Origin of the sequence: uncultured Candidatus Kuenenia sp., from assembly GCF_900696675.1 — a bacterium.
Classification (GTDB): Bacteria; Planctomycetota; Brocadiia; order Brocadiales; family Brocadiaceae; genus Kuenenia; species Kuenenia stuttgartiensis_A.
Window position 1 is genome coordinate 21,334 of sequence record NZ_CAADGZ010000028.1, and the last position, 13,919, is coordinate 35,252.

The following is a 13,919-nucleotide window of genomic DNA, read 5'->3' on the forward strand; positions in this document are numbered from 1 at the left end:
AGCACGAAGTAAAAAATACGAAATTTCAAATGTTCAAAAATATAAGTCTTATAAGCCCTATATGACCCATATTTTGAAATTTCGTATTTTGTGTTTCGTATTTCATCATTATAATATTTTGCCAAAAAATGCAAAAGAAATTACTGCCAGGGTACTAAGAGAGGAGAACTATTTATATGCCGGTATTTGATAATAGTGAATATGATAATCATGAGCAAGTTTTATTTTGTCACGACAGAGAGTCTGGTCTGTTTGCTATTATTGCTATCCATGACACCACCTTAGGGCCTGCTGCCGGAGGATGCAGAATGTGGCCATATGCCTCTGTGGAAGAGGCATTATTGGATGCGCTTCGTCTTTCCCGTGCAATGACTTACAAGAACGCACTCGCCGATTTGCCCCTTGGCGGAGGAAAGGCAGTTATCATTGGCGACCCGTTCAAGGAGAAGAATGATAAACTCCTCGCGTCCTTTGCCGGATTTGTACAACGGTTAGGCGGACAGTACTACACGGCAGAAGACATCGGCATTGGCATAAAGGATGTTGAGCTGTTAGCCAGGGAGTGTGATTATGCCTTTGGTTTAGCAACAACAGGCGACCCTTCCCCCTTTACCTCCCTTGGTTGTTTTCATGGCATGAGGGCGGCGGTAAAACATAAACTTGGCCGTGACAGCCTTCATGGGCTTACCGTATCCGTGCAGGGAGTCGGCAATGTAGGCCGTCACCTTTGTAAAAATCTGAGCGAAGCCGGTGCGAAACTCATCATTACCGATGTGAATCCTGGAGCCGCGGCTCATGTATCCGAAAACGTTGAGGCAAAGGTAGTTGCTCCGGAAGAAATCTACTCACAGGATGTTGATATTTTTTCCCCGTGTGCCAGGGGAGGCATACTGAACGATGACACGATCCCACAACTAAAAGCAAGCATTGTAGCCGGCAGCGCCAACAATCAACTGGCAGAAGCGCGTCATGGTAAAATGCTCTGCGACAGAGGCATCCTCTATGCACCAGACTATGTGATTAATGCGGGTGGTATGCTCAATGCCTCTGGTGATATTTTTGGTCAATACGATGCAAACCAGGTAATGAAGCGATTATCAGGATTGTACGATGCAACTTTACGGATTTTCGAAACAGCACAGCAAGAGGGGAGGCCTACCTCTGAAGTTGCCGATGACCTTGCCCGACAAATAATAGCTGCGAAAAGGGCGTCAAAGAAGAAGTAATATCTGTAGGGGCGAAGTATTTGCCATGACTGGCATACATGCGTTCGTGCCCAAACGGGCAAAATGCTTCGCCCCTACATCGTGCAGCAAACAATGTTACTATTGGAATTTTTCAAAAAACTCAAGTGTTACATTTTTTGTAGTTCCTTTTTATTTTTTGAAAGTATTTTGACTCAATGCTTCTGCGTTAAATGTGATGAAATACGATTTTGACCGTTCTATATCTCGGAAGAATACTGATTGTGCGAAATGGGACGGGGCTTTGTCGCTTTTTGGCAGCCCGGAGGTTATTCCCATGTGGGTTGCGGATATGGATATCCCCATAGCAAAACCCATTACCGACGCCATAAAAAAAAGGGCTGACCACGAGATCTATGGATATTCACTTCCCCGTCCTGCATCAGTGGTGGATGCGGTTATATACAGAATGCAAAAACGCTGCGGATGGAAGGTGAATCCGGAATGGATTGTTTTTACTCCGGGCATTGTGCCTGCATTATATGCTGCAGTAAAGGCATACACTCATCCTGGAGATGAAGTCATTCTCCAAGACCCCGTGTATCATCCTTTCTGGAATGTAATTAAGAACAATGGCTGCCATGTGGTAAATAACAAGCTTGTTTTACAGAACGGACGGTATGGAATGGATCTTGAAGGACTTGACGCCTGTTTTGCCATCAGGCACGGAAGGCCACCAATCCCGCATCGCATAAGATTGATGCTCCTGTGCAGTCCGCATAATCCTGTCGGAAGGGTATGGACTAAAGAGGAATTAATCAGAACGGGAGAAATAGTCATCCGGCATAACGCAATAATAGTTTCGGACGAAGTACACGGCGAGCTGCTTTTCCCCGATATTACCCATACGCCATTTGCTGCATTATCAGAAGAATTTGAACAAAATTCCATAACGTGTATCTCCCCCAGTAAGACGTTTAACCTTGCAGGGCTAGAAGCCTCCGTTGTCATCATTCCCAATGCCGGATTACGCAAACAATTTCAGGAGGCGAGAAAGGGAATTCTGCCGGGTGTTAATGTGTTCGGGTTTGTTGCCATGGAAGCAGCATACAGGTATGGCGATGAGTGGCTGGGGCAGTTTCTTGTATATTTACACAAAAATTATGAGTTCCTGTTTGATTACTTTGAGAAAAAGATACCAAAAATAAAGGTAATACAACCGGAAGGCACGTACCTGATCTGGCTTGATTGCAGGGAATTAGGGTTCGACCCGGTGTATCTCAGGGATTTCATGGCAAAAGAAGCGAAGGTAGGCCTTGATGAGGGATATCTGTTCGGGCAGGGCGGAGAGGGTTTTATGAGGATGAATATTGCATGTCCCCGTTTTGTTTTGTCCGAAGCGCTCCGAAGGATAGAAAACGCGGTGAAAAATTTATAGCACAAAACAGAAACAGGAATGAACAGGATAAATGCATTAGATTAATTTACATTTTTATCATTGCTTTTTGTAATTTGGCAAAACTTGACGCATTTTTTAATGTAGGGAGGAAAATGTTTGTATGAAATACCGTGTTGGCAATATAGGAAAAGTTGTTGTCGCCAAATTTGAGGACGGTGAAGATGTGTTGAAAAATGTGATTCACATAATAAAAAAGGAGAAAATCCTGGCAGCAGTCCTTTATTTAGTTGGTGGTATGCGTGAAGGTAAATTTGTCGTCGGTGCTGAAAGCGATACACTCCCGCCGGTGCCCATGTGGAGAGAACTTGGAGAAAGCCATGAAGTAGTGGGTTTTGGCACAGTATTTTATCAGGGAGAGGAACCAAAGGTTCATTTGCATGGCGCATTCGGAAAGGGTGATGCGGTAAAAGTTGGTTGTCTCAGGGAAAAAACTGAAACATTCCTTGTGCTTGAAGTTGTTATTTTAGAACTCTGTGGAATAGATGCAGTACGTGAATTTGACCCGGCGCTGGGAATGTCCCTGCTGAAGATTTGTTAACCTCCTTACTGCAGTATGCAAAATCAAAATACTTGCAGATAAAGGTTGATTTCGATTATCATAATTTTATAACACTTTAGTCTTTTGAAAAATTCTAATAATAGGGCTGTTTGCAGCATAGTGTAGGGGAGAAGCATTTGCTGTAAATTGTCATAAATGCGTTTATACTCAAACGGGCAAATGCTTCGCCCCTACTTTATTTTTATATTAAAAGATCACAATTAAGGGAGGCTTGCTGCTTGGAAGAGGTGAAACAACGGTATTCAACAACCGAATCTATAAAAGTAACGAAGAACGCCGAAATTCGTTTTGACACTACAAAAAGGTGGCAGCAAAAGCGCAAAAAATTCACTTCTCAAAAGCTGCGCTGGTCTGTTCAGATAGCATTTTTAATTTTAGTTATTGTCATTGGCTGGCAATTTTATACCTTTGTTGCATATTGTGAGGCGGGCGGGAAAGGATTTTATCTGCCAAGGCCGCCAGGAGTTGAATCATTCCTGCCGATAAGCGCTCTTATGGGGACAAAGTACTTTTTCGGAACAGGCAAAATTAATGACATCCACCCTGCAGGGTTTGTTATTTTTGGAACATTGTTGTTGATGGCCGTTTTTTTTAGAAGGGGTTTTTGCAGTTGGATGTGTCCCGTTGGCACTATTTCTGAATGGGAGTGGAAACTTGGCGATTTATTTTTGAACAAACTCCCCAGGCGGGTCAGTTCCTTAATACGTAATATCCCTACCCGTTTTACGGCAGGGCTGAGTCTGGTTTTTACCCCCATTATCATTTTAATGCTCCTGGAAGTCATCACTATGGAGTTTTTCAAATCCCCTTTCTTCAGGGAACTGATCCCTGCCTTTATTGTTGCAATGATCCTGCCTTTCGCCGTTCCGCGAAAATATTGGTCTGATAAAGTAAATGACTGCATTGCAAGGGCATGGAAATATTCAATCCTCGCCTTTTTCCTACAGATGGTTGTTATAAAAATACCTGTTGAGCAACTGGAAGTTTTATACGAACGTGCGCCTTTTATGCGGGTCGCCGATATAAAGATGTTAAAGTTTTTTGTTAATCTGTCAGGTATTGGCCTTGTTGTGGTGCTTGTTTTTTTGATGCTATCGGTAGTAAGCAAGAATTTTTGGTGCAGATTTTTTTGTCCGTATGGCGCCATTCTCGGCATCCTTGCATACATAAGCCCTTTTACAATAACCAGGGACAAAGAAAAATGTATTGATTGCGGAAAATGCACGAAGGCATGCCCGTCATATATTGTCGTTGAAAAGAAGGACCACGTTCTCACCCATGAATGTCTTGCATGTTACGATTGTGTCAATGTTTGCCCGGTAAACGGCGCATTGGATATGAAACTTGCAGGAAAAAGGAAAAAGATTAACTATTGGCTGTATGCAGCGATGTTGGTCGGTTTCTTTATTATCCTGACAAATACTGCAAGGGTAACCGGGCATTGGTACACTAAAATTTCAGACACCGAATTTGTTCTCAGATCAGCAGAACTTGACAACCCGAAATACACCCATAAAGAAGGAAAATTTGAAACGGAATAATAGCCATTCCCTGCCCTATTTTTCAAGGCATGGAATCAAGTGGTGGTTATGACTTTACATAAGTGGCAATATTTTCCGAAAATTGTCGTACCCTATGCTGGCATAGCCTGAACCAAACAAACACGAGATAAAAAATACGAAGCGTGAAATACGAAACAAATTCCAAAATCCTCCCCGACCCCACTCCAAAGGGGGACAACCACCCCTTGCACCCCCGCAAGCGGGGAACATTCTCCCCTTGGAGGGGGATAAGGGGAAGATTTTGGAATTTGTTTCGGGTTTCGTATTTAGCATTTCGGATTTCACCATTAAATATTTTGCCAAATACTGTAAATAAATAACTTTTAAGGTACTATTGTTATCTCTGAATCTGTTTCTCTACCGATAATTTTTAAAGGGCCATAATATGTCTACGATTCTTGCCATTGGACCACATCCTGATGATGTGGAAATAGGTATGGGCGGAAGTATTCTTAAATTTGTTTCGCTTGGTTACGACGTTCACATTGTTGATCTGACAAACGGTGAGCCCACCCCATATGGTAGCATTGAAACACGGAAAGAAGAGTGGGAGCGTTCTTCAAATCTGCTGGGAATAAAGAGCAGAACGGTATTAAAATTCCCCAACCGTTATCTTATGGACGGCATAGAAGTTCGCAAAGAAGTCGCCGGGGTAATCCGTAAAATACGCCCGGAGATTGTATTTTTGCCTTACTGGGTTGACGCCCATCCTGACCACGTTCAAGCATCTAAAATCGGAGAGGCATCCCGTTTTTATGCAAAGCTCAGCAAGTCAGAAATTCCGGGAGAACCATTCTATCCATCACACATCTTTTATTATTTCTGCTATCACTTAAATGTAACTATCAATCCATCGTTTATTTTAGATATAAGCAATGAATTTGTACGAAAACTCGATAGTATGCGCGTGTATCAATCACAGTTTGTGTACGATGCTGCCAGGTGGAAATACATCAGCACGATGATTAAGGAAAGGAACGGTTATTATGGAGGCCTTATTCACGTTGACTACGGAGAACCATTTGCGAGCCACGAACCAATAGGCCTGAAGGATATACGCGATATCCTTTAAAAACTTGACAAATTACAAACTGTCTTAACCCTGTGATTTTATTCCCTATCTATCAGCAAACGGGCGAGAAACCGGAGTTTCTTGAACAAATGCATTCCCAAACTGGAGTTTGGGAACGAGCCGTGTATCGCTTACGCTGAATAGTTACACTGTGTGGTTTAATTCTAATTCTTACTAACCAACGAGTTTTGTTCAAAGATCGAGAATGCCTTATTTCATTGGTTTGATTAATATTAACGTTACCATTCACGCTTTTTATTTCTTTATACTTCCCGTGAATACATAGTCATTATCTGCAACGCCCACATGGCATTCTATACATAGCCCGACCCTTCCTTCCAATTTAACTTCCCCATCGTGGCCGTATTTTACCCAGTACCAATCATTTCCTTGCGGATTAAATCCCTTCTCTTTATACATCACGGTAAGCAAAGACAACTTATTTTCTTCTGTATAGATTTCTTTTATCAGGAGAGAGCCGTTGGGAAATATTCTCTTTTTGTTGACAACGGTATCCAGGGCAAGGTCGTTTATATACAGCCGCAGAATATCACCGGGAGGCATAGTGCTCTCATAAATGCCCTCTTTACCTGGCCATGCCGGATAGCATTTGTAGGGATTTTCTTTTGTCATATACTCCCATAATCTCTGCGCATTTATTTTTTCATTTATGCCGGGCATTTCAGCCGTTCCCCTTTTTTGCGATGTGAAACAAATAACCGCTATTATCACGATAAGAAACCAGATTGTTTTACTTTTGTTCATATTGATTTTGTCCTTCCGCTCTTTCTGAACCTGCCGTGGGTAATTTATGCAGGCTGTTGCAGGGTTTTATACAGATACATTTATTTTCAGATATGACATAATAAAATCCACAATCTTTCGAACATCCGCATCAATATGCAAATAAGGTACATTCATTATTGGGTCTTTATCACCTATTACAGCAATTAAATGTTCATCATCCCGGCACACCATCTGATCGCCGTTCTCTGTCCTAAAGACTTCTATTTTGGGAATGGGTTCTGTCTTATATCCTTCAAGTATTATTATATCGAAATCCCTGAGATAGGTTTCCACCATTTCCTTTAATAGAACCCTTTTTTGCGTCGTCCTAAAAAGACCCATCTTGTTTTCAGAGACAATGATGACGGCATCTGCTCCTGCCTGTGAATGTTTCCAGCTATCTTTGCCTTTCGTATCCATATCAACATTATGATGGGTATGTTTTATGGTAGCAACCCTAAGCCCCCTTAATTTTAATTCTTTAATGACCTTTACAATAAGCGTTGTTTTTCCGCTGTTCGATTTTCCTACAAAGGACACAATCGGTGTTCTTGCATACATAGCATTATCCCTGTTTCTATAATATACCTCATTCACGATTTAAATCTCAAATCGCACCTTATCAAACCATACTATTCATTATCCTTTTCTACAGCTTCATAGAGATTCGTATATATATCAGGAAGGCTATACGTAACCCTGTTCCATGAAGGAATAAGGGTTGCCTCTCTAGGCCCTCTGCTTTGCTCCCATGCCGTCCATAAAACGCCACGAAAATGTCGCACGGCAAGTTCCTCCTCATGACGATTTAAAATCAGATTGTTCATTTCTGCGTCATCGCTATAATACTTAATAAATTTCAGGGCATTATCGTAATAGGTATGAAGCATCATATCAACGAAGGCATCGTCCAGTGGCACTCCGTGAGAACGCATATAATGGAGAAAGAAGGTGGCAATATCCACTGCCATTCTGTGTAATCCCTTGCTTGAATCGTCAGCAGAAAGATCTTGATGTTTATGCTCATAGTTCTTGGAGAGATCCACCTGTGCGATTTTTCTGTTCATTGTATTGTGGTATACCTCGGATAGCGTAGCCACCTCAAGACCCCAATCATAAGCAATATTAATACCCCTTGCAAGTCGGGCGCTTAGGCTGAACTCTCCGGCCAGCGGATATTTGAATATACGATGATATCCGAAAAAACGCTCTAGTTCTTTATGTCCATGCGTATTCATAATTCTCATCATTGAATCGACAAAAGGAACTACAAACAGTCTTGTCACCCTGCCTTTGATTGATCTGTCCGTAAGTGAAACACGGGCATAATACCCTTTACAAAACTCATACTCGTTATTCGGATTTGCGGCAGGCTCAATAAGCCTCCCTAAAAATATGCGGTCATAGGTTACAATGTCGCAATCATGAAGCGCTATGACGTCCACATTGCCCCTTGAAAGTATATAACCAAGGGCAATCCACACTGATTGGCCTTTTCCCTGAATACCTGTCTGAATCTCACGTTCCCGGATGCGCTGAAATACATTCTGAATGCGTGGCCCTTCAACCCAAACAATTTTAACATCGCGTTTTGTTGTACGAAGCCTTCCAAAGTATTTTTTTGCATCCCGGAACTTCTCTTCATCCGGAGCGCCTCCCAGGGCAATAACAACATTACGCAAATAGCGGACTTTTTTAATTTCGCCAACAATACGTTCCATGACTTCCGTATTTTCAAGTTCACTGTAAAGGCAGGGCAGCAAAAGACAAATGCTTACCTGGCGTGCATAATCCTCAAGCTTTTCCTCCAAACTTTTTAAATACTCATTTGGATCAAAGACCCTGTATATATCATGTAACGTGGTAATCGTTCCTTCCTGATGAAAATCAGCCATAAAATACTCCTCTTTTTTGTTTAATAATATATTTACTGCCTTAAGATACGTAGAGGCGCTCACCGCCTTGACGGAAACTGCTATGGAAGAAGTTTAGGGCGAAAAATAAAATAGACTGCCCCGAATAAACATATGCCAGCCCATAAATAATCAAAATGTATCTTTTCTTTCATGTAAATTACGGAAAATGGCACAAACACCATAAGAGTGATTACCTCCTGAAGTATTTTCAGTTGCCCAAGACTCATCACCTGATGCCCAATACGGTTTGCGGGCACTTGAAGCAGATATTCAAACAAGGCAATGCCCCAGCTCACAAGGGCTGCAATAATCCACGTTTTATGAGACAAATTTTTAAGATGTCCATACCATGCAAATGTCATAAAAACATTACTGCAACAAAGCAACAGTATGGTAATGAGATAGTTTCGCATATTATTTTATCCGAAATAACTGATCAATATCATTTCCTGCAACAAACAGGTTGCTCCTACGGCGCTTATCGGTAATACCTTTTTCAAAAGATTAAAGTGTTACAATACATGCAACTTCCCGTATATCCAATACATTTTTGCTTTTTACGCCATTACATGCAAATGGATATTACTCATTTCCAGATTTAATTTTAATAGTCATTTGCCATTATAGGAACACGCTCTCTGTGTTTTCCTACGATTTTTTTAATCTGTGTAATCTGTGGTTTCCCTTTCGTATCTTGTCCAGCTTAGGGATGATGATGCGCATTAAAACCCCTCTGCAAACTTTTCACCTGTTAAATCAGCATTCCTGTTAATTCCATTAGTAATATCCGGATTTATCATGTAGTATATTATTTATTGCTGTTGCTCCGATAGAAGAGAAGAGAAGAGATGTTTATTGCATACAATCTTAAAACGAGATATTAAATAAAAAAATACATAGTTACGTAAAACTATTTCCCTCCACTTTAAAAATGAGAATGATTTGATATGAAAAAAATAGTTGTATTCGTCCTTATCATAAATACGCTTTTTTTGTCCCACAAAATTGCTTCGGCAGATTCACCTATTACGTCCACTGAATTTTATGAAGCTTACATGGATGTGAAAATGGTTCAACGTGCACATTTACAAAGTGTGCTGGGGTTTGAAATAGCGGAATTTCTTTCCTCTCCAGAGAATCCCATAGACGAAAAAGCCGCCGTAATAAACGCCCTGTCATGGAAATTTGAAGGGAACAACAATGCTGAATTTTATATGTACTACCTGGCGTTGCGATACCATGTGCCATTTGTTCAATTAGATACGGACTTCCTCAATGCGGATGAAATATTCTGCCTTGGTTATCTCATGGCAATGGATAATTTTTCCCATCCGGAAGACGCCTTGCCAATACTGGAAGAAGCATATAAAACACTAAACAACAGTTTCACCGTTTCAATGATTTTTGCCCTTGTTAAATCGCAATTATTTCTCAGCATGGATTTGTGTGAAGTATGGAAGAGTGTAGAAAAGGTTTTAATGAATAAAGACTTAAAACAGGATTTACGCACAGAGGCAAAAAAGAAGGTCATTGACTATATGGCCGGATACAAAGAGTATTGTCAATAATCGCAGTAGCGTTACAAAAAATACCGACCATCACTCAATGTTTAAACCTTACAAAAAGCCTTCCAAAATTATCACGGTCTTTGTCAATTCGATGATACAATTTTTTTACTTCAGGACGGTTGAGGAATCTCAGGACGGCCTTCTTCAACTGCCCGCTTCCTTTTCCTGGAATAATTTCCACAAGCGCAATCCTTTTCTCAACCGCTTCATTTATTGCCCGGTTCAATTCTTTTTCAATCAAAGAACCATTTTTACAAATATCGTGTAAATCCAATTTTAATTTTGCCATACATTCACTAATGCCTCCCCAAAAAAACGGCTTCAGGGGAATTTACGATCTACGATTTACGATAATCTCCCTCCCACTGGGGGCAAGGGGGATGCGTCTTACGCATTACGATTTAAACCCCACCGGGCGGCACGTCATTTTCTTTTTTCTCTTTTTTCTTCTTTTCTTCCAAATAACGTTCGTAAATTTTCTCTTTTATCAGAAACTCCACCAGATTTTTGTCCAGCTCTTCATTTTTTGCCATAGACGCCAGTATTTCATATACCTTTTCCAGTGGCATGGCTTTTTTGTATGAACGGTCAGCTGCCGTAAGGGCTTCTGTAATATCTGCAACGGCAATAAGGCGGCCTTCAATCGGTATATTATCACCTTTCATCCCAAGTGGGTATCCTTTCCCATTAATATACTCATGGTGCGTCCCGGCAAAGCAGGGCACGTTCTTAAGTTTTTTTGTAAAAGGGATCTGCTTAAGCATCTTCAACGTCATAGCCGCGTGATTCTGCATAATTTTCCGTTCCTCTTCCGTTATACTTCCTTTACGGATGGAAAGGTTTTTCAATTCATCTTCACTCAAATAATTTTGCTCATGCCCGTTTGCGTCTATGTAGGTTAATTGGCTTATGTTTTTCAATCGTTCTGTTTTTTCATTTTCCAGAAACTCTCCCGGCCTGTTACATTGGAGCACAAATTCTTTCATTTCCTTCAATGTGCAGACCTCTTTGAGCATTTCTTCATCCAAATTCTCAATCTCATTTTTTTCAGCGTGCTTTTCCAGCAGCTCTGCCTTTTTCTGAAAATACACTTTTTCTGTCTGTTGGATTAAATAATCAAAACGCAATTCCACATAATGAATCCGGTCAAAAATCGCCTCAAGTTTGTTTCCTTTTTCAACGACATTTACCGGAGTAGTGACTTTTCCAATATCATGCATCCAGGCGGCAGTTCGCAATTCGCACATCTGATCTTCATTAAAATAAACATGCGCAAAAGGTCCTTCTTTTTGTGCGTTCATTGCTTTCGCCATCATCATGGTTAACTCAGCAACACGCTGGATATGTCCGCCGGTAACGGGTGATTTTTCGTCAATCGCAGTAGCCATTACTTTTACAAACGCGCTAAACAATTCTTCCATATCTTTAATCAACTTTGCATTCGTAAATGCAACTGCAGCCTGTGAGGCAAGCGAATGTACAAGATTTTCAAAATCAGCGGAAAAAGGAATCACTTCTCCCGTTCGCCTCTCCTGCGCGTTAATAAGCTGAAGAACGCCAATAACGTCATTCTCATGATTCTTCATGGGGACGACAAGCATGGATTTTGTCCGATACTTGGTAGTGGCGTCAAATTTTTTAGGCCCGGTAAAGTCAAATAATTCAGAGTCATAAACATCAGGAATATTAACACTAACATCTTTAATTGCTGCATAAGCTGAAACATTAGACTCCTTCAATTCAACCGGAGGAAATGTTATTTCTTTGCCTGAGCATCCCCCCATCCTGATATTCATAGAAACATTTTGCAGTATCTTAAATTTCAGATATTCACCTTCCTTAGTATAAAGAGTGCCTGCATCGGCATTCGTAAATCTGCAGGCTTCATCAACAATCATCTCAAGCAGTTTATCCAGATTCCTCTCTCCGGAGAGCGCCCGTCCAATGTCAACAAGTTTCATTATCTGTCTTTTGAGAACGCCAGCAGATAAATCATCGCTCCATTGAAATTTCATTTTTTCATCTTTTTTTCCACAGAGTGACGTCCTGTGTATCTTCAAGTGTTATTCCTATTTCCGTGAGTTTGTTTCTGATAAAATCTGACAATTGAAATAGTTTCTCCTTCCGGAGTTGGTTTCGGGTATCGATAAGAACTCCCATTACTTCTTTCAGTACGCTTTTATCGCCTTCACTGAAATCATCCTCAATATCAGCCTTCACTTCTTTGCGCACAGGAACAATGCCGAGTATGCCATCCCCAAGTTCCTGATAGAGTGAATTTATATCTTCCATGCATTTTTTACTCACTTCTTCGCCGGAATCCAGTAATGCATTCACCTCTTTAGACAAATCAAAAAGGGCTGCAATAGCGCCTGATGTATTAATATCCTCATCCATGGCGTTAAGAAAAGCCTTTTTATGCTCTTCCAGTTTTTCATAAACAAGAACAGTCGTTTCTCCATTCGCAGCTTCATCTATTTGCCGCCGCACCCTCTTTATCGTATTAAACAAACGTTTCAAACCTTTATCCGCAGCGTCCAGCGCCTCATTGCTAAAATCGAGCGGACTGCGGTAGTGGGTTGAGAGAATAAAGAATCGTATCGTTAACGGATGGTATTTTTTAAACGCATCCTTGAGGGTTACAAAATTTCCCAAGGATTTTCCCATTTTTTGCCCGTTTACGGTAACCATATTATTATGAATCCAATAACGAACAAAGGTCATATCGTTTGCCGCCTCGCTCTGCGCGATTTCGCATTCATGATGAGGGAACATATTCTCAATGCCTCCGCCATGAATGTCTAACGATTCGCCAAGATATTTCATTGACATTGCGGAACATTCAAGATGCCATCCTGGGAATCCTTCTCCCCACGGGCTTTTCCATCTCATAATATGCGCAGGCTCCGCCTTTTTCCAAAGCGCAAAATCATTGGGATTCCTTTTCTCCAGGTTAATTTCTATCCTTGCGCCCGCCTCCAGATCTTCCTGCTTTCGTCCCGAGAGTTTTCCGTATTCCCTGTATTTGCTTACTTCAAAATAAACGGAACCATTGGACACATACGCATACCCCTTACTGATCAACTTTTCTATAAGTTCTATTTGTTCGGGTATATGCGCTGTAGCCCTTGGAGAAATATCCGGCCTTAGATTGTTCAGCGCATCCATATCTTCAAAATAACTGCGCGTATATATTTCCACAAGCACTGCAGGCTCTATACGTTCCCTTTGAGCGCGCGCCAGGATTTTGTCGTCACCGGCGTCTGCGTTGTCGGTAAGGTGTCCCACATCCGTTATATTTTGCACGTAGCACACCTTATATCCAAGATATCTCAGATACCTGACTATGACGTCATAGCTCACGTAACTCTTTGCGTGTCCAATATGAGGATGATCATAAACCGTAGGACCGCAAACATACATATTGACGTGCCCCTCAACCAATGGTTTGAATACTTCCTTTTTCTTTGTAATTGAATTGTAAAATTTTAGCGTCATGATTTATTTTTCTCAGTTTTCATAAAAGGTAATATTTTAGTTTTTTGAAAATCCGGTGCCGGTTCAGGTTTGTAACCTTAACCCGCCGTGAGTTTGAATGCTCAAAACATTTTGAATTTGATTCGTATTTCGATATTTGGTTGCGGCCAAAGGCCTTGCCAGGAGCTTCCTGAGTATAAGGGGCTTTGTACTACTATCCATCAATTTCTTGTTTTTTATGCGTGTTTTTCATGCCGCCATTTCCGTAAGTGCTTTAATATCAAGGGCTGAAGCGGTCATCAGTGAACAAGAGAACTTCTGGCCTTTCTCCGTCAA

13 protein-coding genes are annotated in these 13,919 nt (G+C 41.1%); 6 read left to right on the forward strand and 7 right to left on the reverse strand.

The window, feature by feature from the left end; all coding sequences use genetic code 11:
- The first annotated feature begins 176 nt into the window (after nucleotides 1-176).
- From QZT26_RS06455 to bshB1, 5 genes are all read left to right on the forward strand, one after another.
- Nucleotides 177-1,226 (forward strand): Glu/Leu/Phe/Val dehydrogenase dimerization domain-containing protein, encoded by a 1,050-nt coding sequence (locus QZT26_RS06455; RefSeq protein WP_295101289.1) that lies wholly within the window; start codon nucleotides 177-179, stop codon nucleotides 1,224-1,226.
- A 196-nt stretch (nucleotides 1,227-1,422) separates the two neighbouring features.
- Nucleotides 1,423-2,622, forward strand: a complete 1,200-nt coding sequence (locus QZT26_RS06460) for a PatB family C-S lyase (protein WP_164995414.1) — start codon at nucleotides 1,423-1,425, stop codon at nucleotides 2,620-2,622.
- A gap of 121 nt (nucleotides 2,623-2,743) precedes the next feature.
- A complete protein-coding gene (locus QZT26_RS06465) occupies nucleotides 2,744-3,181 on the forward strand; it encodes a DUF296 domain-containing protein (protein WP_099326028.1) in 438 nt (145 codons plus the stop codon).
- A gap of 248 nt (nucleotides 3,182-3,429) precedes the next feature.
- Nucleotides 3,430-4,743: a 4Fe-4S binding protein gene (locus QZT26_RS06470; protein ID WP_295101295.1), complete on the forward strand. Its 1,314-nt coding sequence runs from the start codon at nucleotides 3,430-3,432 to the stop codon at nucleotides 4,741-4,743.
- Nucleotides 4,744-5,149: 406 nt separating this feature from the next.
- Nucleotides 5,150-5,836, forward strand: a complete 687-nt coding sequence (gene bshB1 / locus QZT26_RS06475; RefSeq protein WP_099326025.1) for a bacillithiol biosynthesis deacetylase BshB1 — start codon at nucleotides 5,150-5,152, stop codon at nucleotides 5,834-5,836.
- A 255-nt stretch (nucleotides 5,837-6,091) separates the two neighbouring features.
- On the opposite strand, the gene QZT26_RS06480 is transcribed toward bshB1, so the two are convergent.
- The 4 genes from QZT26_RS06480 to QZT26_RS06495 form a co-directional block, all read right to left on the reverse strand.
- The gene (locus QZT26_RS06480) at nucleotides 6,092-6,601 is read right to left on the reverse strand and encodes a cytochrome P460 family protein (protein WP_230405697.1); all 510 of its coding nucleotides are present in this window, start codon (nucleotides 6,599-6,601) and stop codon (nucleotides 6,092-6,094) included.
- 66 nt (nucleotides 6,602-6,667) lie between these two features.
- A complete protein-coding gene (mobB, locus tag QZT26_RS06485) occupies nucleotides 6,668-7,219 on the reverse strand; it encodes a molybdopterin-guanine dinucleotide biosynthesis protein B (RefSeq protein ID WP_295101293.1) in 552 nt (183 codons plus the stop codon).
- 35 nt (nucleotides 7,220-7,254) lie between these two features.
- On the reverse strand, nucleotides 7,255-8,517 hold the full coding sequence (locus tag QZT26_RS06490) for a glycosyl transferase (RefSeq protein ID WP_099326023.1): 1,263 nt from the start codon (nucleotides 8,515-8,517) through the stop codon (nucleotides 7,255-7,257).
- An 80-nt stretch (nucleotides 8,518-8,597) separates the two neighbouring features.
- Nucleotides 8,598-8,951, reverse strand: a complete 354-nt coding sequence (locus QZT26_RS06495) for a DMT family protein (RefSeq protein WP_099326022.1) — start codon at nucleotides 8,949-8,951, stop codon at nucleotides 8,598-8,600.
- Between the two features lie 534 nt (nucleotides 8,952-9,485).
- On the opposite strand from QZT26_RS06495, the gene QZT26_RS06500 reads away from it, so the two are divergent.
- A complete protein-coding gene (locus QZT26_RS06500) occupies nucleotides 9,486-10,106 on the forward strand; it encodes a hypothetical protein (protein ID WP_164995417.1) in 621 nt (206 codons plus the stop codon).
- A 34-nt stretch (nucleotides 10,107-10,140) separates the two neighbouring features.
- Here the strand turns inward: QZT26_RS06500 and QZT26_RS06505 are convergent, their stop codons facing one another.
- The 3 genes from QZT26_RS06505 to cysS all read right to left on the reverse strand — a co-directional run bounded on the left by QZT26_RS06505 (nucleotide 10,141) and on the right by cysS (nucleotide 13,604).
- The gene (locus QZT26_RS06505; RefSeq protein WP_099326020.1) at nucleotides 10,141-10,395 is read right to left on the reverse strand and encodes a Smr/MutS family protein; all 255 of its coding nucleotides are present in this window, start codon (nucleotides 10,393-10,395) and stop codon (nucleotides 10,141-10,143) included.
- A 112-nt stretch (nucleotides 10,396-10,507) separates the two neighbouring features.
- Nucleotides 10,508-12,121, reverse strand: a complete 1,614-nt coding sequence (locus tag QZT26_RS06510) for an HD family phosphohydrolase (protein ID WP_099326019.1) — start codon at nucleotides 12,119-12,121, stop codon at nucleotides 10,508-10,510.
- Between the two features lie 4 nt (nucleotides 12,122-12,125).
- A complete protein-coding gene (gene cysS, locus QZT26_RS06515; protein ID WP_099326018.1) occupies nucleotides 12,126-13,604 on the reverse strand; it encodes a cysteine--tRNA ligase in 1,479 nt (492 codons plus the stop codon).
- Nucleotides 13,605-13,919: the final 315 nt, after the last annotated feature.